Raw genomic sequence first — 23,985 nt, forward strand, 5'->3', positions numbered from 1 at the left:
TGAGTTATAACACCTCTGAACCGGATAATGATTTTGAAGTGGTATAGCGAAGTAAGTTGTTGGCCGATAAATCTGGCTTTGATCAAATTGCGTGTTTACAAATGCTCTGTTTGAAGAACATTGTTAACAGAGTTGGTTGCGGGGGTAGGATTTGAACCTACGACCTTCGGGTTATGAGCCCGAATAATGCAGTATTTATTTGTGTTGAGCAGCATCTAATAAACACAATAAAATGCAATTAACACAACAACATATACTTAATTCCGCTTTTCGTTGTGTTGATTGATATTCCGATATATACTTAATTCGTGGTGACATATTGGTGACATGAAATTAAGTATAGGCAATTGGCATGACAGAAAAAAAACTTATCGAATCTGCCGATAAGGTGACATTGACCAGTGTCAGAGTCGATAACCTTAAATGCCCTGAAGGTAAAACTAGGGTTTATCTTTGGGATAAAGAAACAAAAGGCTTCGGTATCATCGCTACCGCTGGCGGATCAAAATCCTTCATCTTCCAATCCAAGATACACGGCAAATCAGTCCGTATAACAATTGGCCACGTTAAAGTGTGGAGCATTCCCGATGCCAGATCTGAAGCTCGTCGACTTCAAGTTTTAATTGATAAGGGTATTGATCCGAGACAAGAAGCAGCGGAGAAAAGAAAAATAGCTGAATTTTCGAGATCAGAATCTAAACGTAAATCCATGCTGGTCAGTGAAGCTTGGAACGCGTATCTTTCTTACCAAAAAGACAAAATGCAACGCCACCATATTGAGCGCGGCAAAAAATGGGGTGAGCGCCATTTAAGAGATCATGAAAACCTATCCCAGATTGGTGGAGAAATAAAAAAGCGTGGTGGAGGAATCACGAAGCAGGGCGTATTGTTTCCATTGTTGCAAATGAATATGGTCGAGATTAACGCAGTAGTTTTGAAAGACTGGTTGAAGCAAGAAGCGCCAATTAGATCAAACAACGCCCGACAGGGTTTTGAGATGTTTCGTGCCTTTTGGCGATGGTGTGCAACATATCCAGAATATGCAAGTATCATTGATATTCAAGCGGTAGAAAGTAAGGAATTACGGGACGAGATACCCAGCCGCAAAAGTAAGAAATTTGATGTATTGCAAAGAGCGCATTTGCCAATATGGTTTAAAGCGGTTCGAGACATAAACAATCCTGCAATTTCAGCGTATCTACAAGGTTTGTTATTGCTTGGTTGTCGACGTGAAGAGCTGGCCTGGTTGCGTTGGGAAGATGTAGATTTTCAATGGAATAGTTTATGGATAAAGGACAAGGTTTATGAAGAAGGTCGTAAAATTCCATTGACACCTTATTTTTGCAGTTTAATAGCTGCATTGCCACGCCGTAATGAATGGGTTTTTAGCAGTCCCACATCATCCAGTGGCCGCATAGTAGAACCACGTATTCCCCATAATAGAGCTTTATCAATTGCCGGTTTGCCATCTTTAACACTGCACGGATTGAGAAGAACTTTTGCAAGTCTGGCTGAATGGGTGGAGATGCCGCGCGGTGTAATAGCGCAGATAATGGGACATGCGCCAAGTGCTACGGCCGAGCGTCATTATATAGATCGACCGCTTGAGTTATTGGCAGTATGGCATGGAAAATATGAAAAATGGATATTAGAACAAGCCGGAATTGAATACATAACGACTAAACAAGGGTTACACGCAGTAGCCGCCACCTGACGGAATCGGGCAAGATCGGGGTTATTAGGTGAAGCAACACCTAACACCCCTAACCACAACATAAACTAGAAAGGAGTTTAAATCATGGCTAAAACAAAGTATACAAAACAACTCAGAATACTGACAGCACCTAAAGCTGAAAAACAAAACCGCGTCGAGACCAAAGCAAGAAAAGCAAAAGTTATCAATTTAGACCATAGACGTATCGAGGCTGAGGGTAAATGGATAAATGAACTCCTTGAGCTTAGTCGCACATCCACAGCAGATCAGCTAGCGGCAATTACTAAATACATTGATATTATGAGCAGAAGACCGGAGAGCATGGATCAAGAGAAATTTAATCAGCGATTGGACATGTTAGCGGAATACATAAGACGCACATAACATAACTGTTTAACCACCTCTAGCCCGGCCAAGCGAAAAGCGGAAACCTTCACCGCCTGGGGTGGTATCTCTTGAAGGTGTGCTTGAAGGGGTGCGTGATGAAATACGATAAAGGAAAGGTAGAACAACAAAAGAGCGTAATTAGACAGCTTAGCTTCGAGGTGCAGGCGTTACAAGAAGAAGCTGGCCGGTTAGATTTGCCCGATAATATTCAGGACATACTAATGTCTTGGATGAAAGACGCGGAAACACTGCCAGACGAGCTTAAACAAAAATCACTGATAAAAAAACATCTGGGAGTAGCCTTAAATTATTACCGTCGCGGTGATATGGGAACAGTACGTCTGTCAGTTTTAAGAGTAATGAAGCTGTTTGAAAACGCTAATCATGATAAATGGGTGCTAGGCACAGAAAAACAGTTTGGTCATAATGCTGATAAATTGCGCAAGCATCATGAAGAAGTCACCAAGCCGAAGCACGATTTATGGCTGGAGATGGCTGATAAATTCAGAAGCGAATATCGTTGTGAAATGAGTGATCATAAGCACGATTCATGGCTTGAAATAGCTGATAAATTCAGCCTCAAATATCGTCGCGAAATAAGTAATTCGGAGTTAGCTAAAAAGATAGAAGCATATCTTCACGAAAATGATCCTGAAAATTGCAATGCCGTTGGCACCATAAGAAAACTCATAGGAAGAAATAGAAAGAAAAAATAGCTGGACAAATACCAAGCATGTCCAGTCCCATATTTGCAAAAATGAATCATCTCAACATAAAAGGATGGTTCTTCATGCAAAAAGTAATAGATCAAAAATTCCAGCCAATTGAGCAAGAAATCCGCTCACACATTCCAACCAAAGACGCGGCGCATCACCTAAACAGAAAAGATCAGACCCTAAGAACCTGGGCTTGTTTTGAAAACGGGCCAATTAAACCGATTCGCATCAACGGAAGGTTATCTTGGCCGGTCAAGGAAATCAAGAAAGTACTTGGCGTGGAGGTGTAACCATGAGTATAAATAAATACGCCCCGGCTGCAACCGAGGCGAATAGAAACCAAAAACTTCTTAAGCATAATAATACTACAGCGGCGCAGCGTCAACGATTATTGGCAGCTTTAAAACAAGGTGGCGTGTCAACGATACAAGCGCGGCGCGATCTCGATATCATGATGCCAGGCGCTCGCATTTTTGAACTGCGACACAAAGAAGGTCATAGCATCCAAATGGTTTGGGTTGTAGAGGATACCGAGGCAGGCAATCCGCACAGGGTTGGTTACTACGTGTTGCAAGCTAAATCGAGCAGAAATGCCAACAATCAGAGCGTGACGGGTTGAAGATGTTGTCGAAACGTATGATGGGAATGTAATGGCCAGAAGAAAGTGCAAAAAAGAAGAGATGGAAACATTTTCTGGAAGTTATTCAGCAATTCCGCACCGCGTAATTGACAGTGATGCTTTCATTGGTGCAACCGATAAAGCCAAATCATTATTATTTGCTTTGATACGACAGGTTAATGGTAGAAACAATGGGAGGCTCCAATTGGTGGATAAATGGCTTGCTGAACATGGCTGGCGATCAAAATCAGCAAATAAAAAAACAACCGAAGAACTTATCAAACGGGGCTTGATAGTGCGGACAAGACAAGGCGGCCTAAATATGGGATGTAGTTGGTATGCCGTCACATGGCTACCGATTAAAAATTTTGTTGGCCTCGATATTTCAAACAACTCTTATCATCAAGGTATCTGGGCAGATTGCAATTCACCCCCCACTGAGCGCAGAAAGCCGCCATTACGGGATAACCCGCTACCTTCGAACACCGGGGCAGAAAAAACAAAAAACCTACCCCGGCTATCGGGGCAGCACTACCCCGTCCAACGGGGCAGCGAGCCGAATCACTACCCCGACTACCGGGGCGGAGAGACGCGTTTTTAACCATTTCACTACCCCGACTACCGGGGACAATGTAGTTATACCAAGTACAGATACAAAATACTGGGAGGGCAAAGGTTGCAATGCTCAGACGGCAGGCGATGAATCAACGGACACTCGGAACGGATCAGTCTTGTCAACGGTGCGGTGTCCGCTACATAGTGGTTAGTTTTTTGGATCACCGAATGAATGGATACTGCACTTGGGAATGTCAAATAGGTGAACCACGTGGCGAGCCTTCCCCGGAAGCGGTGGCGTGGAAAAACAAAATGTCAATATCGTGGGCATACGCAGATATTGGGAGACGGCAAACAGATAAGCCGCAGCAAAACAGCTTACAATACGGAAAAAAAACTACCGGTGCATAATAAAAAACCATTGGGAAGAAAATAAAATGTCCGTAGCACGCCTTAAAATCGATTTTAGTATCATATTTAATTTATACAGTACCCATAGATCATAATAGTTGCTTATGCAAAAGCGGAATTTCATGGAATATGGCAATCAGAACAACACCAAAGTAATTGATGGTGAATTGATACCTGCAAAGCCTACCTCGAGCAAGCCCATCTTGGCAAATTCAAGCATAGATGGTTGATTCTAGCAACAGCAAGACAGGGCAAGTGATTGAAGGCAAACTTCTTCCGGCTTCCCCTGTCCGTTCGCCAAAATTGCGACTTGGTACGATTCGTGAAGTTAGGCGCGAGCTAGTAAAGGTTTATGAAATGGCAAAGACCGGTGTCTTACCTACACAAGACGCAGGCCGGTTAACGTATATGCTGCAAGCCCTGGCCGGTATGATTCGGGATAGTGACCTTGAAGAGCGTATCAAAAAATTGGAGCAACAACATGTCAAGAAATCTTGAAACACGAATTGAACGACTTGAAACACTTGCGCATGATCCGCTGACAGACTTTTTTTACGACCTGACTGTCAGATTCGCGGCAAGCCAAAACATGCCAGCACCGCAAAAGCAGCGTAGCGTTGGTGATGCACTCAAGCAATTATCGAGTTATCTACCAAACTGATTTTAAATGGTGAATCACATGTCTAAAAATCTTGAAACACGTTTGAATGAACTAGAAGAGCGCGTGAAGCGATTTAAGCTTGTATTGATACATAGATCAAGCAAGGAAAGTATTGAGGACGCTAGAGCGCGATATGAGCGGCTGCATGGTTGTAGTCCTGCGCTCGTGATAACGTATCGCACCATTGGTTAATTCGGTAACGTTATCGGTTTGGTTTCTATCTGTCATTAGATGACAGATGTTCCCTCATTATTCACGTAATGGTGCAAGGTTGCACTATTGCGATATTCTGAAGCTATAAAACCCCTCTTTATTGACGAGTAGTTTTTTTAGTTGCCATGCTGTTTTATAGAAAAACAGTGGTGACATAATGGTGACATGATTATGTGGAAAAAATAAAGCACCTAGCCTGTTATTATCTAAGTGCCTGATTATTATGGTTGCGGGGGTAGGATTTGAACCTACGACCTTCGGGTTATGAGCCCGACGAGCTGCCAGACTGCTCCACCCCGCGCTTGTCAGAAAAGAAGATTATACACCAATGTGCGTCGTCGACGCCAGTTTTCTTTGGATTGTTTGCAATGTATTGCTATAAATGCCGATCAATGAGGTATTGATAGGAGTAATAAGCTGTATCAGATAGCAACATTGAGACTGGTATATTATCAAGCAGGTCGTTTTGATGTTAGTGCCAAGGCATAATCGGTATAGTCGAAATGCTGTTTTTTGGCGAACCTTCAATAATACGGTCACTATAAGTCAAATAGATAAGGACATTCCTTTTAGGATCATAAAAACGAACAACCTGTAATGATTTAAAAAGCAGCGATGTATTTTTTTTAAATACTTCTTCCCCGTCTGAATCGCCATTTTTAATTTCCTCAGGAAGGTTAATGGGGCCTACCTGTCTGCACGCAATAGATGCATCGGATGTGTCTTCTGCAACGCCAACTGCACCGCTGACACCGCCAGTTTTTGCTCTGCTCAAATAGCAGGTAGCGCCTTTAATATCAGGATCGTCAAATGCTTCAATGACAATTTTGTCATTTGGGCCGATTAATTTGAATTTGGTTGAAACACTGCCAATTTTCTCCGCATTCAAAGGCAGTCCAAAAGATAGCATACTCATCAGAGCAATGCTGCGTATTTTCCAGGACAATGCGGTTTTCTGTGTAAAGACTGTTCTCTGCGACATTTTTCTTCCTTTTTCCCCTTTTTTCCTTGTACTAGCTAATAACATTTCGAAAAAATCTGGATTGTTTCTGGACGGTCAAACTTTGATATCCATTTTCAGACAATTTTCGTAAATACCAGGTGATAGGTTAGATTGCATTTTAACGAAATCTTCGATACTTGTTTCATAATTTTTAATTATTTGATAAAATTACGACAATATCGTTATGGGCTTTGACAGCCCATTTTTTATTTGTATTAACCGCTATGATGCTGGAAAAATTGCTAGAATTAACGCTTGAAGGCATGGGGTATGAGTTAGTTGATGTCGAGCAATTTTCGCGCGGTAAACTGCTTAGAGTTTTTGTCGACAAAAAAGACGGCATAACGATTGATGATTGTGTTGCAATCAGCAATCATTTGAGTCGTTTATTAACCGCCGAAAATATTGATTACGGTCGACTGGAAGTTTCATCTCCTGGTTTAGACAGGCCACTAAAAAAAGAAAGTGATTTTTTTCGCTTCATAGGCGAAACAATTCGATTAAAACTGCGTATCCCTTTGCAGGGGCAAAGAAATTTTGTGGGTGTTTTGCGGGAAGTAAATGATGGCATTTTAAAACTTGAAGTCGAAGGAAAATTGTTTGACCTGGATATGCGCAATATTGGAAAGGCTCGTTTGGTTCCAAAATTGTAAGCAATTAAAAATTTGACTGGAGGACTATGAGCCGCGAGATTTTACTGTTGGTTGATGCGTTGGCGCGTGAAAAAGCTGTGGAAAAAGAAATTGTTTTCACCGCTCTGGAAATGGCATTATCTTCTGCGACAAAAAAACGATTTCACGAAGATGTCGACGCTCGGGTTTCAATAGACAGAAAGTCAGGTGACTATGAATCCTATCGTCGCTGGTTGGTCGTAGAGGATGATGCCGTTGAAGAGCCATCACGTCAGATAGCCTTGGCCGATGCACAAAAATTAAATGCGGCTCTACAGGTGGGGGACTATGCCGAGCAGCAATTGGAACCTATCGAATTTGGGCGTATTGGTGCACAAGCAGCCAAGCAGGTAATTTTTCAGAAAATCCGCGATGCAGAACGTGAGCAAACGCTTAACGATTTTCTTGAACGTGGCGACTATCTGGTGACTGGAACAATAAAACGATTGGAGCGGGGCAATGCTATCGTTGAATCAGGTAGAATAGAAGCGGAACTACCGCGTGATCAAATGATTCCAAAAGAAAACCTCCGAGTTGGTGATCGGGTTCGTGCTTATTTGCACAAAGTTGATCGTGCTGCCAGAGGACCTCAACTGAAGCTTTCAAGAGTTACACCGGAATTTCTTGTGAAACTGTTTGAACTTGAAGTGCCTGAAATAGAAGAAGGCATTTTGGAAATTAAAGCGGCTGCAAGGGATCCAGGATCACGGGCCAAAATCGCTGTAAAATCAAATGATCAACGTGTAGACCCCATTGGAACGTGTGTAGGGATGCGTGGCTCAAGGGTGCAATCGGTTATAAGTGAGCTGGCTGGTGAACGTGTAGATATTATACTATGGTCCGATGATCCGGCTACCTATATCATTAATGCGCTGGCACCCGCAGAGATCAGTAGTATCATGGTCGATGAAGAACAACACAGTATGGACATAGTTGTCGACGAAGAAAATCTTGCTCAGGCTATTGGTCGTGGTGGGCAGAATGTACGTTTGGCTTCTGAATTAACGGGCTGGGATCTTAATATTATGACTGTCCAGGAATCTCAGACCAAACATGAACAGGAAGCTGAACTAATCAGACAACTATTTATTGACAAGTTGTATGTGGATCAGGAAGTAGCAGAAATTTTAATTGAAGAAGGCTTTGCCACGCTTGAAGAAGTCGCTTATGTTCCATTAAATGAAATGCTAGAGATTGAATCTCTGGATGAGGAGACAGTTAACGAAATTAGAGAGCGTGCTCGTAATGCATTGTTAACAGATGCGATCGCCAATGAAGAAAAAGTCGAAAATGTAGTAAATGATCTGTTGTCTCTGGAAGGTATGGACATTGAGACAATACGCATACTGGCAGCGAAGGGGATAAGCAGTCAAAGCGATCTGGCCGATCTTGCGGCCGATGATTTGGTTGAGATGACTGGAATGGATATTGAACGTGCCAATAAATTGATTATTAAAGCACGGGAACCATGGTTTGTTTAAATAGAATCAAATTTGTGATTAATACAATGAAATAATCGATACAACAACAGCGGTTTTGTTTTTGGTTTTGCTTGATGAAGGGTTTAAAGGTTATACATGGCGCAAATAAGTGTAGAGCAATTTGCTAATGAACTTGGCTTGTTACCGGCGGTGTTGCTTGAGCAGCTGCAGGCTGCTGGTGTAAAGAAATCAGTGGCAGAAGACAATCTGACAGAGCAGGATAAGGCTCAGTTACTTGATTATTTGAGAAAAACACATGGCGCTAAGGAAATAAAAAACAAAGTGACATTAACGCGTCGACAGACCTCGGAGATCCGAAAATCGGATAGCATGGGTCGAGCTCGCACAATTCAGGTTGAGGTGAGAAAAAGACGTGTTTTTACCAAACCGACTTTTGAAGCGAGTGCCGGAACAAAAACCGCTAAAACAGAGATGAAACCCAAGCCGCATTCAGAATCTGTACTGGATGCGGAACAATTGGCGTTACGTGAAAAAGAAGCAAAAAAACAGGCCGAATTGATAGCACGGCAGGCAGCAGAAATACAACGCAAACACGCGCGCAAAAAAACTGAAGTCGAGCAACAAGAAAAACGTCATCCAGAATCTATAACGCCTGTTTCCGAAGAAACCACTCAGCCGCCTGAACAAACACCTGATGTCAAGAAGGAATCGGCTCAGATGGATGAGGACAAAGCGGAGCAGAAAGAATTGTCCCGCGAAACAGCCCAAAAAGTAGAACAGCCGCGGCAGATCGATACAACAGTTAATATCGGTATTGAATCGGCGGAGAAAAGAGCATTGTCTGAGGAATCGACACAAAAGCAAGAAGACAAAACCGAAAAAACTGATAAGACTGACAAGAAAAAAAAGCAAGTAAAACAATCGGGCTGGAAAGAAGAAACTACTCGTAAGCGCGGTGTAAAAACGCACGGTGATATCTCAGGAAGCCAGGGGTGGCGTACGCGTAAAGAAAAACATCAAAAACAAGCTTCTGTTGAATCGAAAAAAGAACATGGTTTTTCCGCACCAACTGAACCAATTGTTCGAGAAATTACTGTTCCTGAGACAATTTCCGTTGGGGCATTGGCCCAAAAAATGTCAGTCAAAGCAGCCGATATCATCAAAGTGCTGATGAATATGGGCTCTATGGTCACGATCAACCAAATGCTGGATCAGGAAACCGCAATGATTGTCGTTGAGGAAATGGGACATGTTGCAAAATATGCAGCGTTAGACAGTCCGGAAGCATTCCTGGCAGATACGGAGTCGCAGATCGCAGAGGCACAATTGGAATCGCGCGCGCCTGTAGTCACAGTGATGGGACACGTCGATCACGGCAAAACATCTTTGCTTGATTTCATTCGCCGTTCGCGCGTTGCAGGTGGTGAGGCAGGTGGTATTACGCAGCATATTGGCGCGTATCACGTAGAAACGGATCATGGCATGATTACGTTTCTGGATACCCCAGGTCATGAAGCTTTTACGGCTATGCGGGCACGCGGCGCAAAAATTACCGACATTGTTATTTTGGTTGTAGCTGCAGATGATGGTGTAATGCCTCAGACTGTCGAGGCGATTCACCATGCCAAGGCAGCTGGTATACCGCTGATAGTTGCTGTTAATAAGGTTGATAAGCCGGAGGCTAATATCGAACGCATCAAACAGGAGTTGGTAACTCACGAAGTTGTGCCAGAAGATTGGGGAGGAGATACTATGTTTATCGAAGTATCAGCTAAAACTGGTCAGGGCATAGATGATCTGTTGGAAGCAATATTGCTGCAGGCAGAAGTTTTGGAACTCAAGGCTCCGAAGAAAACAACGGCTAAAGGCGTTGTGATTGAATCGCGTCTGGACAAAGGACGCGGTCCGGTGGCTACTATTCTAGTTCAATCCGGTACGTTAAAGCGGGGGGATGTCCTGTTGGCTGGCGCAGTGTTCGGCAAGGTACGTGCCATGAGTGATGAAAATGGTAAATTGATCAAACAGGCTAGCACCTCGATACCTGTGGAGATTCAGGGCTTGTCTGAGGTGCCGGACGCGGGTGATGTGGTATTAGCACTTGATGACGAGCGTAAAGCAAGAGAGATCGCTTTATTCAGACAGGGTAAATACCGTGATGTCAAACTTGCCAAGCAACAGGCTGCGAAACTGGAAAACGTATTTGATCAGCAAGAAGACGTCAAAGTATTGTCTCTGATTATTAAAGCGGATGTGCAGGGCTCCTGTGAAGCGTTGTCGCATGCGTTGCACAAACTATCAACTGACGAGGTGAAGGTCAACATTATACACAGCGGTGTTGGTGCAATTATCGAGTCTGATATTAATTTGTCATTGGCGTCAAAAGCGGTAGTAATTGGATTTAATGTGCGTGCTGATGCGGGCGCGCGGAAATTAATTACATCAAGCGGCGTAGATGTTCGCTACTATAATATTATTTATGAGGCCGTTGACGAAATAAAAGCTGCTCTTTCTGGAATGATGGCACCTGAACGTAAGGAAAACATACTGGGTCTTATTGATGTTCGAGAAACCTATCGTATTCCGAAAGTAGGCATGGTTGCTGGATGTTATGTTCTCGAAGGAATGGTTAAAAGAAACTCATTAATCAGGGTATTACGCGATGGCAAAGTTATACACAGCTGCGAACTTGATTCTTTGAAACGTTTTAAAGATGATGTGAAAGAAGTCAAAGAAGGGTTTGAATGTGGAGTTTCACTCAAAAATTTCAATGATATTCAAGTGGGTGACCAGTTAGAGGCCTACGAGATAATTGAAACAAGTCGCACGCTCTAGTCTTTTGTTATTCGTGCATCTTTGTGTAAATTGATTTGCCAATGCCAAAGGATTTTCATCGACAGCTGCGAGTAGCTGATCAAATTCAACGCGAGTTAGCAGATTTATTGACACATGAAATTAAAGACCCGCGTCTTGGTAATATTACTATCACAGCTGTTGAAATCAGCCGCGACTATGCTTATGCAAAAGTTTTCTATACAGCTCTGGATAATCAGGATAACAGCTCTTTGATAGAGAAGGCACTGGCAAAGGCAAGTGGGCATTTAAGATCGAGTTTATCGAAACGAATCAAATTGCGTATTGTACCGCAACTGATTTTTACCTACGATCAATCAGTTGAGCATGGCGCTTATCTATCGAGACTAATTGACGAAGCTGTTGCGCAAGAAAAAAAGAACAAATCCTGAATTTATAAAATTACCTACGCATGTTCTAGCAATGCATCGTGGCAGAATCCTTCTAGTTGCACCAACTCAAATTTGAAGAAATAATTCTGGGCTTTAGTATGGCTGGACGTAATATCAGCGGTGTATTGTTGTTAGACAAACCATACGGAATGTCGTCTAATCATGCGCTTCGAAAGGTAAAGTATTTATATGCGTCTGCCAAATCAGGTCATACAGGTACTCTAGATCCATTGGCAACTGGAATGTTGCCGATTTGTATGGGGGAAGCAACCAAATTTACTTCGGTTTTGTTAAACGCAAGTAAATCTTATGAAGCTGTAATTAAGCTGGGTTATCAAAGTACCACAGGCGATGCAGAAGGAGTGATAAAAAAACTTCACGATGTAGCTAAAGCACAATTAAACGCGCAATATTGCAAATCCGAATTAAAGCAATTCATAGGAGAAATTCAACAAATACCTCCAATGTATAGCGCACTGAAGCACCTGGGTAAACCATTGTATGCTTATGCGCGCAAAGGTACCGCAATTGAGCGTAAACCACGCAAAGTCATCATTTATGATCTGCAAATCAAAATGTTGTCTGGCGATGAACTGGTTGTCTTGGTGCGATGTGGGACGGGTACTTATATACGTGTTTTGGCAGAGGATATTGGTAAAGCATTAGGGTGCGGGAGCGGGTATCTAATTCATTTGAAACGCAAGTGTGTTGGAAATTTTCATCTAGATCAAGTGCAGACATTTGAGACGCTGGAAAAAATGGACATGGAGAAGCGGGAACGATGCTTGCTGCCGATTGATAGCATATTGCAACAGTTTCCTGCAGTATCATTAAATAGATTTCAGACTCAAGCTATTTTATATGGGCGCACGATAGCTGGAAGTAATGATATGAATATGATTGATCAAACGCTTCAGGAAAACATTGTGCGGTTATATTATCAGCAGGTTTTTTTAGGTTTAGGTGAAATTATTTTGGATCAGCAAATTTTAAAGCCTAAACGCATGTTATCCAGTGCTTATTTGCACAGCCAAGGTATTGGGTTAAACAACTGAAATTTGGGTTCGGTTCGAATTACAACAATATTACAGATCCAACCCAATGCGTTATAATTCTAAGTTTAATTTCAAAAATAATTATGTTTCAGGGTACCAATCTCGCCTGTGTACGCGGTGACCGCAAACTATTTGAATCTATCAGTTTTAAGCTGGAAGCAGGTTGTTTGATGCAGGTAAACGGACCGAATGGAAGTGGAAAAACAAGTTTGCTGCGTATTTTGTGTGGATTATCCAGCCCTGGTATGGGAATAATTAGTTGGAATGATGTTGCCATCGGAACGCTTGGTAATGAGTATTTTCGCGAATTGACCTATATAGGTCATTTGAGTGGGACAAAAGATGACTTAACAGCATTAGAGAATTTACGCATATCCAGTGCACTTGCAGGACAAAAGATCAGTGATAAACAAGCGCAGGATGCGCTTGCATATATGGGTTTGCGTGGCCGCGAGTCCCTGCCGGCAAAAGTATTATCCCAAGGCCAGCGCAGGCGCGTTGCGCTTGCGCGACTACTGGTTTGCAAAACAAAGTTATGGATTCTCGACGAACCTTTAGCGGCACTCGATGTCGGTGCCGTAAAGCTTATGCAGGCATTGCTGGAACAGCATCTGAAGCAAGGGGGCATGGTCATAATGACAACGCATCAAGATATTGATGTAACTGCTGCTTCAACCATACAACTGCAATTGGCATAAAATGTTCTTTTGGATTGTTCAACGCGATTTATTGTTAGCTGTTCGACGTCGGTCCGACGTCCTGACCACATTATTTTTCTTTATTATTGTTGTAAGTTTATTTCCTTTGAGTGTGGGTCCGGAAATGAATATGTTGCGTACGATGGCACCCGGTGTCGTGTGGGTTGCGGCGTTGCTGGCGTCCATGCTGTCATTAGGCAGGCTGTTTGCCAGTGATTATCTTGACGGCACGCTGGAACAAATGCTGCTCTCGCCGCAATCATTGCCCATTCTTGTTTTGGGTAAAGCTTTGGCACACTGGATGGTTAGTGGTGTTCCGTTAGTCATGATGGCACCTGTTCTGGGTATACAATATGACTTGCCATTAGATGCGTTGTTTGTCCTTACATTTTCACTATTGCTGGGAACGCCGGTATTAAGCCTGATTGGAGCAATTGGTGCAGGTCTAACCTTGGGTTTACGTGGTAGTGGAGTTCTGGTTTCTTTGTTGGTATTGCCACTCTATATTCCGGTATTAATTTTCGGGGCCGGTGCGGTAGAGGCCAATATGGCTGGAATCGCATTTGATGCGCACTTGTCACTTCTAGGTGCTTTTTTATTAGTCTCTATCGTTTTTGCACCTTGGGCCGCCGCAGCATCTTTACGAGTATCCATGGAATAAGAACAGGCAAACAAGAAAACAATGTTTGGTAAGAATTTAACGTTGCTGGCTTGAATCATTGGAATTTTTTGATTTGACCTTTTTAGGATAGAATCTTCAACTGCTACTCAGAAAACATATTGAGTTTTTTGAAGTTGCCAGATTCTAGAAAAAAATAACAAATATCTATTAAAGAATATTATATATGGCTATTAATTGGTATAAATATGCATCACCTGCGAGCTTTTACACGCTTGCAGGAAAAATGGTCCCTTTCTTCGCAATAATTGCCATCGGCTTGCTGATAGCTGGATTGTATATTGGATTTTTCGTTGCACCCTCAGATTTTCAACAGGGTGAAGCATACCGAATCATTTTTATTCACGTTCCAGCTGCCTGGATGTCAATGTTTCTATACGTAGTTATGGCATTCTGGGCTGGAATTGGATTGGCATTTAATACCCGGCTTTCCTCAATGATGGCAACTGCCATAGCACCAACGGGTGCTTTGTTTACATTTCTGGCTTTATGGACAGGCTCGCTATGGGGAAAACCGATGTGGGGAACTTGGTGGGTATGGGATGCACGATTGACATCTGAATTGATTTTGTTGTTTCTTTACATTGGCTTTATGTCTCTACAAGCAGCAATTGATGATCCCCGAAGAGCTGATAAAGCGGGCGCAATAATTGCACTGGTAGGTGTAATTAATATTCCAATTATCTATTTTTCTGTACAATGGTGGAATACACTGCATCAGGGTGCTTCTGTAAGCGTTACACAGGCACCCACAATGGCTGCAACTATGTTAACCGGTATGATGGTTATGGTCTTTGCAAGCTGGATGTATTCAATTGCAGTCATTTTAAAACGCGTACGCGTCATTATTCTTGAAAGAGAAAGTCATACAACATGGGTTGCCGAGCTTAGAGAAAAAGGGGCACTGTAATGAATTGGTCAAGCTGGTCCGAGTTTTTTTCCATGGGTGGATATGGCGTTTATGTATGGGGGTCATATTTTGTAACGTTTGTGTGCATCATTGGCGAAATACTCTTGATATCGAAACGCAGGAGAACTTTGATTAATAAATATGGTCAGATTTACGAATCAAATAAAGAAACGTATTCTGTTCCGGAAGATGGATCGAAGTTAGATAATACTAAAACTAACGAGCAAGAAATTTCCGACACAAGAACAAACAAAAATTCAAACAAAGAAGAGATAAGCAATGAAACCACGTCATAAAAAACTTGCAGTAATAACTGCCGGTGTTGCTGCACTGGGGTTTGCAGCTGTTTTGGTGCTTAATGCTTTTCAAAGCAATTTGGTTTTCTTCTTTAGCCCAACACAAGTTATAGCCAAGGAAGCTCCCATAGGAAAAAACTTCAGAATTGGTGGATTGGTCGAAGAAGGAAGCGTCAATCGTGAAGAAGGCACAACAGTCAAATTTGCGATAACAGACACATCCGAAACGATACAGGTTGTCTATACCGGCATACTCCCAGATTTATTTAGAGAAGGTAAAGGTGTTGTCGCACAGGGTAAATTAGATGACAATGGTACTTTTGTAGCTGATGAGGTATTGGCAAAACATGATGAAAATTACATGCCGCCAGAAGCTGCATTAGCCTTGGAAGAAGCTGCAAAAGCTCAAAAAGCTTCCCTGACACAATAAATAAAGATTCTAAAACATGTGTGTTTTAGATTGTTTCTAACTGTTTTTGTATATAAACAAAAACCCTACAAATAAATTTTGACATCATGATTCCAGAAATTGGCAATTTTGCGCTCATTCTTGCGTTGTTACTAGCAATCACACAAGGCACCTTACCATTAATTGGTGCGTCACGTGGTATTACTGCTTGGATGGCTTTAGCAAAACCGGTTGTTCAAGGACAGTTTGTTTTTGTTTTGATTGCATTTTTATGCCTTGGCTATTCGTTTGTCACAAGTGATTTTTCTGTTGTAAATGTGGCAAGAAATTCAAATACAGAGCTTCCATTGCAATATCGGATTGCTGCGACCTGGGGATCTCATGAAGGTTCGCTGTTACTCTGGGTATTAATGTTGGCTGGTTGGTCAATTGCAGTCAGTGTTTTCAGTAAGCAGTTGCCTGAGGATATGACAGCTCGCGTTCTGGGCGTTTTGGGCCTGGTCAGTGTTGGGTTCTTATCATTTATGTTACTGACATCCAATCCGTTTGACCGCCTGCTTCCTGCAGCGATGGAAGGTAGCGATTTAAACCCGCTATTGCAGGATCCTGGTATGGTTATTCATCCACCTATGTTATACATGGGTTATGTAGGATTTTCTGTTGCATTTGCTTTTGCAATTGCAGCTTTATTGAGCGGAAAGTTGGATGCGACATGGGCGCGTTGGTCTCGTCCGTGGACTACTGTAGCCTGGGTGTTTCTGACATTTGGAATCATGCTTGGAAGCTGGTGGGCTTATTATGAGCTAGGCTGGGGAGGATGGTGGTTTTGGGATCCAGTAGAAAATGCTTCTTTTATGCCCTGGCTGGTAGGTACAGCATTGATGCACTCACTGGCTGTTACCGAAAAACGTGGTAGCTTTAAGAGTTGGACGGTGTTACTGGCAATTTGTACATTCGCATTATGCCTGTTAGGTACATTTTTAGTACGCTCCGGCGTTCTCACATCTGTACATGCCTTTGCGACTGATCCGGAGAGAGGCGTTTTTATACTTGGATTTTTATTCGTTACAGTGACACTATCGCTGTTGCTGTTTGCTTGGCGTGCGCCGAAGGTTGGATTGGGCGGTAAATTTGACTTGCTGTCACGTGAATCGATGTTATTGGCAAACAATTTATTGTTACTGGTTGCAGCTGCTAGCGTGATGTTGGGAACATTGTATCCACTTATTATTGATGCGTTAAATCTGGGTAAAATATCAGTTGGGCCACCTTATTTTGAAGCTGTTTTTGTTCCAATTATGACGCCAGCAATATTTTTGATAGGACTGGGTCCGATCTCGCGTTGGAAACAAATGAGCTTGCCATCGCTGGCTGTTCGTATACGTTGGGCAATTGCCGTAAGCTTTATAAGTGCGGTTATTGCCCCATTTTACATGGGAGAATGGAAACCACTTGTAAGTTTTGGCCTGTTACTGGCTTTCTGGATTATTATGAGCATACTGGTCAGTTTGAAACACCGCTTAAGCAATAGCGGCCAAGGAAATGTATTTGTCAGATTGGCCAAACAATCCAGAAGCTTTTATGGTATGCATTGCGCGCACTTGGGTGTCGCAGTATTTATTATTGGGGTAACACTGGTTAACGGATATGAAACGGAAAAGGATGTTCGTATGGACATCGGTAGTCGTGTATCAATTAAAGAATACGCATTCCAGTTTAATGGTGTATCTGACGTAGTAGGCCCTAATTATATGTCAGTCCGCGGAGATATTGATGTGCTTAAGGATGGAGAGTTTGTGAGAAAACTCTATCCTGAAAAACGCACATACAATGCGTCTGGAATGGTAATGACCGAAGCAGCGATCGATACCGGATTATTTAGAGATCTTTATGTCGCCTTGGGCGAGCCCTTAGCTAATGAAGCTTGGGTGGTTCGTGCCTATCATAAGCCGTTTGTTGATTGGATCTGGCTTGGTTGCTTATTGATGTCAATTGGTGGCATTCTGGCCGTGAGTGACAAACGTTATCGTCTGAAAATAAAAGAGAAAAGTAAAAATATTTTAGACAAGAAATTTGGCCAGGCAGCTGCAGAAACCGATAATAAAATTAAGCCGGCGGTAACAGAGGGAAGTACGGCTTTTGTTTCAGATACAAGGAAAGTTTAATGCGATATTTGCTGCCCTTATTTGCATTTTTGATATTAGCGGTATTTTTATTTGTTGGGCTTTCATTAAACCCGCGCCAGGTTCCTTCGCCATTGATTGACAAACCTGCGCCAGAATTTGAGCTTTACAGCTTACATGAACCTGATAGAATTTTTTCATCAAAAGAAAATATAGGTAAAGTATGGCTATTGAATGTTTGGGCTTCCTGGTGTGTCGCATGTCGGGATGAGCATCCGCTTCTGGTACAGCTTGCAAATTCAGGTGTAGTGCCTATATATGGTCTAAATTATAAAGATGAGAATTCGACAGCCAAACAATGGCTAAGACATTATGGAGACCCATATATTGCAAGCGTTGTTGATCCGGATGGTGCAGTCGGCATAGATTACGGCGTTTACGGCGTGCCAGAAACTTATGTTATCGACAAAAAAGGTATTATAAGACACAAACAAATAGGCCCTGTGACCGTGGACTCACTCCAAAATAAAATTATTCCGTTAATTGTTGAATTACAGAAACAAACATGAAGAGCTTATTTGTCTTCTTTCTGCATGGCCTAAACCGTGTATATACAGATAGATTTACGATATTCAGATTCAATTCAATTTCGATTTTATGCCTGAGTATAGGAGTTGCTCTACTTTTACCGGTAAAGGCAAGCTGGGCTGAAACTGAATATAAAGAAGCTGTTCCAGTGGCAGAAAATCCAGAAATAGAGCAAAGGATGCTTACCCTGACAGAGGATCTTCGTTGCCTGGTGTGTCAAAATGAATCAATAGCTGAATCTCGGGCTGACTTTTCCAATGATATCCGCAGGATAATTCGTGAACAAATCAAAGCCAATAAAACCGATAAGGAAATTATTGATTTCCTGGTTGATCGTTATGGTGATTTTGTCTTATATAACCCACCAATGAAAACAACGACAGCATTGCTGTGGTTTGGGCCGCTGATTTTTTTCCTGTTTAGCAGCTGGTTTCTGATTAAGTACCTCAAAGGCCGCCGCCGCGAAATAAAAGAGGTTACTCTAAGTGATGTGGATCGCAAAAGAGCAGCTCACTTGCTTGACGACGATAGCCATACTGAGAATCACATCAATAAGAACAACAAATTAGACAACCAAGATCATTCCACTACCTTGGAACAGCACCAAAAGGCTGATGTTTCAACAAGTGAAAATAAAGGTAACAACGTATGACAGCTTTCTGGGTTATTTCAGGTATTTTTATTATCGTAGCACTTCTTTTTATTATTCCTACGCTGTTAAAGGTTAGGAATGTACAGGAGCAAAAGGTAGAACGCGACGCAGTCAATGTTACTGTTTATCGCGATCAACTGAAAGAATTGGACAGAGATCTTGAAAACGATATTCTGACCCAAGAACAGTATAATCAAAGCAAACAGGAACTACAGCAACGCATGTTGCAAGATGTGCAAGGGACAGAAACCGTTGTACTAAATAATACAAATAAAGTTGTGAATATTGCAGTATCGACTGTAGTAGCACTGACATTACCGATAGCCGCGATATATATATATTTAGAAATCGGTGATACACGAGGTCTGTTACCACAAGCGCAACTTGCCAACGCAGTACAAATGTCTCAAGGCAGCGGCGCTAGTGAAAGTGCAATGCCTGAAGGACATGATAATTTTAATTCCGTTTTGGATAATTTGACTGCAAGATTGAATAACAATCCAGAGGACATAGAAGGCTGGTTTATGCTGGCACGCACGTATGCGATAATGAAACAGTATGAAGAAGCTGCCGCTACGTACGCCAGGCTCAATGAATTAATTCCGAACAACCCTCAGATTCTAAGTGATTATGCTGATGTTCTAGCAATGACAAAGGAAGGCAATCTTGCTGGAGAACCATCTGAATTGATTCAGAAAGCGTTGAGTATTGATCCTGAATATCCCAAAGCACTGGCATTGGCTGGCACGGTTGAATTCGAACAAAATCATTTTGATCAGGCAGCAGACTACTGGGAACGCTTATTGGCAGTCATACCGGCTGATTCGCAACTCGCAAAATCTGTGAGCGAAAGTATAGCGGAAGCCAGATCCATGTCAGGTGGAGATACTTTGCAGAATAAGGAACAATTAGCTTCGAATACAGAATCAGAAAATATTGTGGAGCAATCCACCAATAACAACGAACACCAACAAACTTCATCAGGTGATGGCGCACAAGACCAGACGAATTTGTCAATTTCAGGTAAGGTAACTATCAGTGATACTTTAGCCTCTAAGGCAAATCCAAATGATACGTTATTCATTTATGCTCGCGCAGAAACGGGCCCTAAAATGCCGTTGGCAATATTAAGACTGAGTGTACGTGATCTTCCAACAACTTTTACGCTAACCGATGCAATGGCAATGACACCTGCCATGAAACTATCGAGTTTTGAGAATGTCGTTGTTGAAGCGCGAGTCTCTAAATCTGGTCAGGCGGTTCCATCAAGCGGAGATTTTCAAGGATTAAGCAAACCAGTTAAAATTGGCAATAACAATGTTATGATTGAGATTGATTCAATTATTCCTTGATAATTTTTTTCTGATATTTTTTATAATGAGTGGAACTTCTATTTTTATCGTGGAATTAAGAAAACCTTTACTATTCGATACAATTTTTTAAATGCTGACAATTAACCAACCTGTTGACAATTTTCAACTGCCAAGCACCGGTAGTAAAACATTTTCATTATCTGAATCAGCTGCCGGGAAACATGTAGTCGTTTATTTTTACCCAAAAGATGATACGCCTGGATGTACTGTTGAAGGAGAAAACTTCAGGGATAACTATACTGATTTTATTCAATTAAACTGTGAAATCGTAGGTATCTCCCGTGACAGTATCCAATCACATGAAAAATTCAAGGAAAAAATGAATTTTCCATTCGAGCTTTTGAGTGACTCAGATGAAACAGTCTGCAAGCAGTTTGATGTTATAAAGATGAAGAACATGTATGGAAAGCAGGTACCCGGTATCGAACGTAGTACTTTCGTTATAGATTCAAAAGGCATCCTGAGAAAGGAATGGCGTGGTGTTAAAGTGCCGGGGCATGTAGAAGAAGTACTGGATTTTGTCAGAACACTCTAGTACTCTGGCAATATCATATTGATAGAGTACTAGTGATCACGGTGCATCAACCCTTGGTATCGTAGTATTTGCTACGTATCATCATGTTAACAAATGCATAATAGTACTTTGCTCGGTTATTAATTCTTCATAGCTTTTCTGCATTTTACGTTTGTCAAAATCGCTTAATTCTAATCCCTGGACTATTTGATAATGACCATTATTACAGGTAACCGGAAAGCTATATACGACTCCTTCAGGAATACCATAACTTCCATCGGATAAAATGCCCATGGAGGTCCAGTCATTTTCGCGGGTCCCAAATATCCAGTCTTGCATATGATTGATGATGGCATTCGCAGCGCTTGCAGCGCTGGAACGACCGTGCCTGGCTTCAATAATTGCCATACCGCGTTTTTGTACAGTTGGAACAAAGCTCTTAGCTATCCAGTTGTCATCATCTATAAGTGTTGTGACAGGCATATTGTTGATTTCAGAGTGACTTAGATCGGGGTATTGAGTGTTGGAATGATTGCCCCAAACAATCATTTTTCTGATACTGGTTACAGGTCTCGAGAGTTTTCTGGCCACTTGAGATAACGCGCGATTGTGATCGAGTCTGAGCATGGCCGAAAAATTTTTAGGATTCAGATCTGGAGAATTTTTAAGCGTAATGTAGGCATTCGTATTTGCCGGATTACCTACGACCAAAACCTTAACGTTCCTATTAGCGACTGCATTCAGCGCTTTTCCCTGTTCAATAAATATCGGCCCATTTGCTTCCAGAAGATCTTTACGTTCCATATTTTCACCGCGCGGTCGCGCCCCAACTAGCAGCGCAATATCAGCATCTTTGAACGCAGTATATGGATCATCCGTTGTGATGAGTCCAGTCAGGAGCGGAAAAGCGCAATCCTGTAATTCCATAACTAATCCGTCAAATAACGGACGTGCATTCGGAATGTCGAGCAGTTGTAATATAATCGGCTGGTCCTTGCCTAGCATATCACCTGCGGCGATACGAAACAGCAAACTATAACAAATTTGACCAGTTGCTCCAGTTACCGAAATTCGAATTGGCGATTTCATGTTTTCAATCCTTGAGATATCCCTGTAGGCTCATTAAATCGATTGTGCACGGGAAAATTTGACTCTGAATTATACTTGTAAACACCGGTTCAAGGAAGACTAGTACGCTATCAATATGATATTGCCGGGTTCAGTGAGCTTGTCAGTGTTCATGGCAAGGCGTGTCTTGCAGGAAATAGTCGTACTATTACCAAAAAGACACAACGCAGCCCATGGACGCTGACAAGCTCACCTACAGGGCGTTACCGTGGTGTCCTGCAGCCGCGTTACAGTACTTGAAAAGGGAACAACCTTTTCCCGCGTACTGTGTCTTGCTCCATAACACCACGGCAAGGGTGTACCAGCCATTATCATATTGATAGAGTACTGAGATTGATTTCAGGATGAGATTAGACACAAAAACGACTAAATGTTAGTAAGAGAATACTAAATATAATGATCAATACTTCTATACAATTCAATGAGTTCAAATTGGGTTATCTGCAGTTCTTTCGATATGCTATTGTTAAATCTGAATGTAATTGTCCATGGTAAATTGGTAAATAGTGGAAGCCAATTAAGGGATAATGCCATAAATTCCGCACTTGAAGATCAGTTATTTGCATCCGTAATTGTCTGCAATATGTTTTGGTTTGAAGCATTTTTTCATCTATTAATAATTGCTCCGTTTTCTTTTGTTTACGTATCGATTTCAGTTGTTGCATCTTCTGTAACTTCCTAACCATTGCATCCTGTTTTTGCTGTTCTGTGGTGGGACTGGTTCGCGGCAGTTCAGTTAAATCCGAAACCATGGCGCCCGGTACAGGAGTTGTACTATATTGAATTTGTCCCCAAGGGTCACTCCATTGATAAATAGTTTCAGCCGAAGTGGTTAATGAATAGAACAATAAAACACTATTGCATAGGATAAGTTTAGCCATTATTTTTTAATATATATTGGTTTTAGAGTGTTATTTGCTTTGAAGATCAATCTTGCTACTTTAAGAAAAGTTAAATCCATGATTGAAAGATAAAATTTAATGTTTACAAGTAAAATTGCAATGCAGCGAGGAAAAAAGTACAATTTAAAGTTTTAAAATAGATTCAAATTTAATAAATCAGTAAATTAGATACTTACAAATATAATTTTGTTTCCACCGTGGTTGAATAAGTTAAATAGAATTAGAATTGCAGTATTTTTATAATCACCAGAGCAAAGGTGCGTAGTAACTTAATTGAATAAAAATTATATAATTATTTATTGACTGGTAATTTGAAATTAGACAAGAAGGAAGTAAGGAGAAAATAGTTTTTATGGCAAATAGTGCACAAGCAAGAAAAAGAGCAAGACAGTCGGTTAAAAGACGGGAACATAATGTCAGTATGCGTTCAAGATTGCGTACCGCAATTAAACAGGTCAAAAAATTAATCGAAACAGGAGAGAAAGAAAAAGCCAATGCTGCTTTCATTCAGACTGTTAGCACAGTGGATACAATTGCCGGCAAAGGGATTATCCATAAAAATAAGGCAGCCAGGCAAAAAAGCCGGTTATCTGCTGCTTTAAAAGAAATGACTTGATAAATATTTGACAAATTTTATTTGTTATTAAAACTCGTAAACTAACCGCTTCGTGCATTAGTCTCATTACTATAGGCCATTCGACACTAAAAATCTGACTGATGACTGAGTAGTCTTTGAGAAGGGAAGCGGATTATTGGTAAGGACAGGTCATGCTGTGTGCTGAGTCCTGGAGCGGCGTGGCTTGTAATTTGAAAGCCGGTTGCTGGAGGTTTGAGTGGAAGGCGATACAGCAATGACGGGTTTGTAAGCGGCTGACTGTGGATTGACCGTTGGTTGTTTGGCAGGCTATTGGAAGGGAGGCGGCAGCGGGAGGCTGTTATACGGAAGGATTGGCAGCGGATTGCCGGGCATAAAGAGAAGAACTAGAACTAACTGGAAATGAACAGAACTACAAAGGAGAGAGCA

Annotated in this window: 28 protein-coding genes and 1 tRNA gene; 25 read left to right on the forward strand and 4 right to left on the reverse strand. The window is 41.8% G+C overall.

All coding sequences use genetic code 11. The features are described from left to right. Positions 1-352 precede the first annotated feature (352 nt). From BMY62_RS12405 to BMY62_RS16230, 9 genes are all read left to right on the forward strand, one after another. Positions 353-1,714, forward strand: coding sequence for a tyrosine-type recombinase/integrase (locus tag BMY62_RS12405; protein ID WP_090660453.1), 1,362 nt, complete (start codon positions 353-355; stop codon positions 1,712-1,714). Between the two features lie 84 nt (positions 1,715-1,798). After that, positions 1,799-2,098 carry a hypothetical protein gene (locus tag BMY62_RS12410; RefSeq protein WP_090660455.1) on the forward strand — a complete coding sequence of 100 codons (300 nt, stop codon included), beginning with the start codon at positions 1,799-1,801 and terminating at the stop codon, positions 2,096-2,098. Positions 2,099-2,196: 98 nt separating this feature from the next. Then, complete coding sequence (locus tag BMY62_RS12415; protein WP_090660458.1) at positions 2,197-2,817, forward strand: hypothetical protein; 621 nt, start codon at positions 2,197-2,199, stop codon at positions 2,815-2,817. A 74-nt stretch (positions 2,818-2,891) separates the two neighbouring features. Beyond that, positions 2,892-3,107, forward strand: a complete 216-nt coding sequence (locus BMY62_RS12420) for a hypothetical protein (RefSeq protein WP_090660524.1) — start codon at positions 2,892-2,894, stop codon at positions 3,105-3,107. 2 nt (positions 3,108-3,109) lie between these two features. Further along, positions 3,110-3,436, forward strand: coding sequence for a helix-turn-helix domain-containing protein (locus tag BMY62_RS12425; protein ID WP_090660462.1), 327 nt, complete (start codon positions 3,110-3,112; stop codon positions 3,434-3,436). A 31-nt stretch (positions 3,437-3,467) separates the two neighbouring features. Continuing rightward, positions 3,468-4,037 (forward strand): hypothetical protein, encoded by a 570-nt coding sequence (locus BMY62_RS12430; protein WP_090660464.1) that lies wholly within the window; start codon positions 3,468-3,470, stop codon positions 4,035-4,037. A 722-nt stretch (positions 4,038-4,759) separates the two neighbouring features. Beyond that, complete coding sequence (locus tag BMY62_RS16225) at positions 4,760-4,900, forward strand: hypothetical protein (RefSeq protein WP_177170385.1); 141 nt, start codon at positions 4,760-4,762, stop codon at positions 4,898-4,900. Then, on the forward strand, positions 4,884-5,063 hold the full coding sequence (locus BMY62_RS12440; RefSeq protein WP_090660470.1) for a hypothetical protein: 180 nt from the start codon (positions 4,884-4,886) through the stop codon (positions 5,061-5,063). Before BMY62_RS16225 ends, BMY62_RS12440 begins: the two co-directional genes overlap by 17 nt. An 18-nt stretch (positions 5,064-5,081) precedes the next feature. Beyond that, positions 5,082-5,255 (forward strand): hypothetical protein, encoded by a 174-nt coding sequence (locus BMY62_RS16230; RefSeq protein WP_177170386.1) that lies wholly within the window; start codon positions 5,082-5,084, stop codon positions 5,253-5,255. 245 nt (positions 5,256-5,500) lie between these two features. On the opposite strand, the gene BMY62_RS12445 is transcribed toward BMY62_RS16230, so the two are convergent. Both BMY62_RS12445 and creA read right to left on the reverse strand, forming a co-directional pair. Then, positions 5,501-5,577 (reverse strand) — tRNA-Met (locus tag BMY62_RS12445). 171 nt (positions 5,578-5,748) lie between these two features. Beyond that, positions 5,749-6,258 carry a protein CreA gene (creA, locus tag BMY62_RS12450; RefSeq protein ID WP_218142980.1) on the reverse strand — a complete coding sequence of 170 codons (510 nt, stop codon included), beginning with the start codon at positions 6,256-6,258 and terminating at the stop codon, positions 5,749-5,751. Between the two features lie 245 nt (positions 6,259-6,503). Between creA and rimP the strand changes: the two genes are divergently transcribed. The 15 genes from rimP (at position 6,504) to BMY62_RS12525 (ending at position 20,952) form a co-directional block, all read left to right on the forward strand. Continuing rightward, positions 6,504-6,932: a ribosome maturation factor RimP gene (rimP, locus tag BMY62_RS12455; protein ID WP_090660472.1), complete on the forward strand. Its 429-nt coding sequence runs from the start codon at positions 6,504-6,506 to the stop codon at positions 6,930-6,932. Between the two features lie 26 nt (positions 6,933-6,958). Continuing rightward, positions 6,959-8,431: a transcription termination factor NusA gene (nusA, locus tag BMY62_RS12460; RefSeq protein WP_090660475.1), complete on the forward strand. Its 1,473-nt coding sequence runs from the start codon at positions 6,959-6,961 to the stop codon at positions 8,429-8,431. A gap of 96 nt (positions 8,432-8,527) precedes the next feature. Then, complete coding sequence (gene infB / locus BMY62_RS12465) at positions 8,528-11,224, forward strand: translation initiation factor IF-2 (RefSeq protein WP_090660478.1); 2,697 nt, start codon at positions 8,528-8,530, stop codon at positions 11,222-11,224. Positions 11,225-11,265: 41 nt separating this feature from the next. After that, entirely contained in the window at positions 11,266-11,634 is a 369-nt protein-coding gene (gene rbfA / locus BMY62_RS12470) for a 30S ribosome-binding factor RbfA (RefSeq protein WP_090660480.1), read from the forward strand. Positions 11,635-11,732: 98 nt separating this feature from the next. Next, positions 11,733-12,689 carry a tRNA pseudouridine(55) synthase TruB gene (gene truB / locus BMY62_RS12475; RefSeq protein WP_090660530.1) on the forward strand — a complete coding sequence of 319 codons (957 nt, stop codon included), beginning with the start codon at positions 11,733-11,735 and terminating at the stop codon, positions 12,687-12,689. 83 nt (positions 12,690-12,772) lie between these two features. Then, complete coding sequence (ccmA, locus tag BMY62_RS12480; protein ID WP_090660483.1) at positions 12,773-13,387, forward strand: cytochrome c biogenesis heme-transporting ATPase CcmA; 615 nt, start codon at positions 12,773-12,775, stop codon at positions 13,385-13,387. A gap of 1 nt (position 13,388) precedes the next feature. Then, on the forward strand, positions 13,389-14,048 hold the full coding sequence (gene ccmB, locus BMY62_RS12485; protein ID WP_090660486.1) for a heme exporter protein CcmB: 660 nt from the start codon (positions 13,389-13,391) through the stop codon (positions 14,046-14,048). A 184-nt stretch (positions 14,049-14,232) separates the two neighbouring features. After that, on the forward strand, positions 14,233-14,976 hold the full coding sequence (gene ccmC / locus BMY62_RS12490; protein WP_090660489.1) for a heme ABC transporter permease CcmC: 744 nt from the start codon (positions 14,233-14,235) through the stop codon (positions 14,974-14,976). Further along, a complete protein-coding gene (gene ccmD, locus BMY62_RS12495; protein ID WP_090660491.1) occupies positions 14,976-15,272 on the forward strand; it encodes a heme exporter protein CcmD in 297 nt (98 codons plus the stop codon). The genes ccmC and ccmD overlap by 1 nt, the downstream gene beginning before the upstream one ends. After that, positions 15,256-15,702, forward strand: coding sequence for a cytochrome c maturation protein CcmE (gene ccmE, locus BMY62_RS12500; protein WP_090660493.1), 447 nt, complete (start codon positions 15,256-15,258; stop codon positions 15,700-15,702). Before ccmD ends, ccmE begins: the two co-directional genes overlap by 17 nt. 86 nt (positions 15,703-15,788) lie before the next feature. Continuing rightward, positions 15,789-17,846: a heme lyase CcmF/NrfE family subunit gene (locus BMY62_RS12505; RefSeq protein WP_090660495.1), complete on the forward strand. Its 2,058-nt coding sequence runs from the start codon at positions 15,789-15,791 to the stop codon at positions 17,844-17,846. Continuing rightward, positions 17,846-18,373 (forward strand): DsbE family thiol:disulfide interchange protein, encoded by a 528-nt coding sequence (locus BMY62_RS12510; protein ID WP_090660498.1) that lies wholly within the window; start codon positions 17,846-17,848, stop codon positions 18,371-18,373. The genes BMY62_RS12505 and BMY62_RS12510 overlap by 1 nt, the downstream gene beginning before the upstream one ends. Then, positions 18,370-19,044, forward strand: coding sequence for a cytochrome c-type biogenesis protein (locus tag BMY62_RS12515; protein WP_090660501.1), 675 nt, complete (start codon positions 18,370-18,372; stop codon positions 19,042-19,044). Before BMY62_RS12510 ends, BMY62_RS12515 begins: the two co-directional genes overlap by 4 nt. Next, the gene (ccmI, locus tag BMY62_RS12520; protein WP_090660504.1) at positions 19,041-20,396 is read left to right on the forward strand and encodes a c-type cytochrome biogenesis protein CcmI; all 1,356 of its coding nucleotides are present in this window, start codon (positions 19,041-19,043) and stop codon (positions 20,394-20,396) included. The genes BMY62_RS12515 and ccmI overlap by 4 nt, the downstream gene beginning before the upstream one ends. 91 nt (positions 20,397-20,487) lie before the next feature. Further along, entirely contained in the window at positions 20,488-20,952 is a 465-nt protein-coding gene (locus tag BMY62_RS12525) for a peroxiredoxin (RefSeq protein ID WP_090660507.1), read from the forward strand. Positions 20,953-21,033: 81 nt separating this feature from the next. Here BMY62_RS12525 and BMY62_RS12530 read toward each other — a convergent pair whose 3' ends face one another. Beyond that, positions 21,034-22,020, reverse strand: a complete 987-nt coding sequence (locus BMY62_RS12530; RefSeq protein ID WP_090660510.1) for a malate dehydrogenase — start codon at positions 22,018-22,020, stop codon at positions 21,034-21,036. 476 nt (positions 22,021-22,496) lie between these two features. Continuing rightward, positions 22,497-22,940, reverse strand: coding sequence for a DUF4124 domain-containing protein (locus tag BMY62_RS12535; protein WP_090660512.1), 444 nt, complete (start codon positions 22,938-22,940; stop codon positions 22,497-22,499). 373 nt (positions 22,941-23,313) lie between these two features. Between BMY62_RS12535 and rpsT the strand changes: the two genes are divergently transcribed. After that, positions 23,314-23,577 (forward strand): 30S ribosomal protein S20, encoded by a 264-nt coding sequence (rpsT, locus tag BMY62_RS12540; RefSeq protein WP_090660515.1) that lies wholly within the window; start codon positions 23,314-23,316, stop codon positions 23,575-23,577. The last annotated feature ends 408 nt before the right edge of the window (positions 23,578-23,985 follow it).

It is taken from the genome of Nitrosomonas marina (assembly GCF_900111605.1).
In the GTDB taxonomy this organism is placed as follows: domain Bacteria; phylum Pseudomonadota; class Gammaproteobacteria; order Burkholderiales; family Nitrosomonadaceae; genus Nitrosomonas; species Nitrosomonas marina_A.

What these genes read in the sequence shown, in the direction of transcription:
- creA (WP_218142980.1), bottom strand. Translation starts at nt 6,258, where the DNA reads ATGTCGCAGAGAACAGTCTTTACACAGAAAACCGCATTGTCCTGGAAA.
- infB (WP_090660478.1), top strand. Translation starts at nt 8,528, where the DNA reads ATGGCGCAAATAAGTGTAGAGCAATTTGCTAATGAACTTGGCTTGTTA.
- rpsT (WP_090660515.1), top strand. Translation starts at nt 23,314, where the DNA reads ATGGCAAATAGTGCACAAGCAAGAAAAAGAGCAAGACAGTCGGTTAAA.
- BMY62_RS12440 (WP_090660470.1), top strand. Translation starts at nt 4,884, where the DNA reads ATGTCAAGAAATCTTGAAACACGAATTGAACGACTTGAAACACTTGCG.
- BMY62_RS12505 (WP_090660495.1), top strand. Translation starts at nt 15,789, where the DNA reads ATGATTCCAGAAATTGGCAATTTTGCGCTCATTCTTGCGTTGTTACTA.
- BMY62_RS12410 (WP_090660455.1), top strand. Translation starts at nt 1,799, where the DNA reads ATGGCTAAAACAAAGTATACAAAACAACTCAGAATACTGACAGCACCT.
- BMY62_RS16230 (WP_177170386.1), top strand. Translation starts at nt 5,082, where the DNA reads ATGTCTAAAAATCTTGAAACACGTTTGAATGAACTAGAAGAGCGCGTG.
- BMY62_RS12430 (WP_090660464.1), top strand. Translation starts at nt 3,468, where the DNA reads ATGGCCAGAAGAAAGTGCAAAAAAGAAGAGATGGAAACATTTTCTGGA.
- BMY62_RS16225 (WP_177170385.1), top strand. Translation starts at nt 4,760, where the DNA reads ATGGCAAAGACCGGTGTCTTACCTACACAAGACGCAGGCCGGTTAACG.
- ccmA (WP_090660483.1), top strand. Translation starts at nt 12,773, where the DNA reads ATGTTTCAGGGTACCAATCTCGCCTGTGTACGCGGTGACCGCAAACTA.
- BMY62_RS12420 (WP_090660524.1), top strand. Translation starts at nt 2,892, where the DNA reads ATGCAAAAAGTAATAGATCAAAAATTCCAGCCAATTGAGCAAGAAATC.
- truB (WP_090660530.1), top strand. Translation starts at nt 11,733, where the DNA reads ATGGCTGGACGTAATATCAGCGGTGTATTGTTGTTAGACAAACCATAC.
- ccmC (WP_090660489.1), top strand. Translation starts at nt 14,233, where the DNA reads ATGGCTATTAATTGGTATAAATATGCATCACCTGCGAGCTTTTACACG.
- rbfA (WP_090660480.1), top strand. Translation starts at nt 11,266, where the DNA reads ATGCCAAAGGATTTTCATCGACAGCTGCGAGTAGCTGATCAAATTCAA.
- BMY62_RS12405 (WP_090660453.1), top strand. Translation starts at nt 353, where the DNA reads ATGACAGAAAAAAAACTTATCGAATCTGCCGATAAGGTGACATTGACC.
- ccmD (WP_090660491.1), top strand. Translation starts at nt 14,976, where the DNA reads ATGAATTGGTCAAGCTGGTCCGAGTTTTTTTCCATGGGTGGATATGGC.
- rimP (WP_090660472.1), top strand. Translation starts at nt 6,504, where the DNA reads ATGATGCTGGAAAAATTGCTAGAATTAACGCTTGAAGGCATGGGGTAT.
- ccmB (WP_090660486.1), top strand. Translation starts at nt 13,389, where the DNA reads ATGTTCTTTTGGATTGTTCAACGCGATTTATTGTTAGCTGTTCGACGT.
- BMY62_RS12525 (WP_090660507.1), top strand. Translation starts at nt 20,488, where the DNA reads ATGCTGACAATTAACCAACCTGTTGACAATTTTCAACTGCCAAGCACC.
- BMY62_RS12510 (WP_090660498.1), top strand. Translation starts at nt 17,846, where the DNA reads ATGCGATATTTGCTGCCCTTATTTGCATTTTTGATATTAGCGGTATTT.
- nusA (WP_090660475.1), top strand. Translation starts at nt 6,959, where the DNA reads ATGAGCCGCGAGATTTTACTGTTGGTTGATGCGTTGGCGCGTGAAAAA.
- BMY62_RS12535 (WP_090660512.1), bottom strand. Translation starts at nt 22,940, where the DNA reads ATGGCTAAACTTATCCTATGCAATAGTGTTTTATTGTTCTATTCATTA.
- BMY62_RS12515 (WP_090660501.1), top strand. Translation starts at nt 18,370, where the DNA reads ATGAAGAGCTTATTTGTCTTCTTTCTGCATGGCCTAAACCGTGTATAT.
- ccmE (WP_090660493.1), top strand. Translation starts at nt 15,256, where the DNA reads ATGAAACCACGTCATAAAAAACTTGCAGTAATAACTGCCGGTGTTGCT.
- BMY62_RS12425 (WP_090660462.1), top strand. Translation starts at nt 3,110, where the DNA reads ATGAGTATAAATAAATACGCCCCGGCTGCAACCGAGGCGAATAGAAAC.
- ccmI (WP_090660504.1), top strand. Translation starts at nt 19,041, where the DNA reads ATGACAGCTTTCTGGGTTATTTCAGGTATTTTTATTATCGTAGCACTT.
- BMY62_RS12530 (WP_090660510.1), bottom strand. Translation starts at nt 22,020, where the DNA reads ATGAAATCGCCAATTCGAATTTCGGTAACTGGAGCAACTGGTCAAATT.
- BMY62_RS12415 (WP_090660458.1), top strand. Translation starts at nt 2,197, where the DNA reads ATGAAATACGATAAAGGAAAGGTAGAACAACAAAAGAGCGTAATTAGA.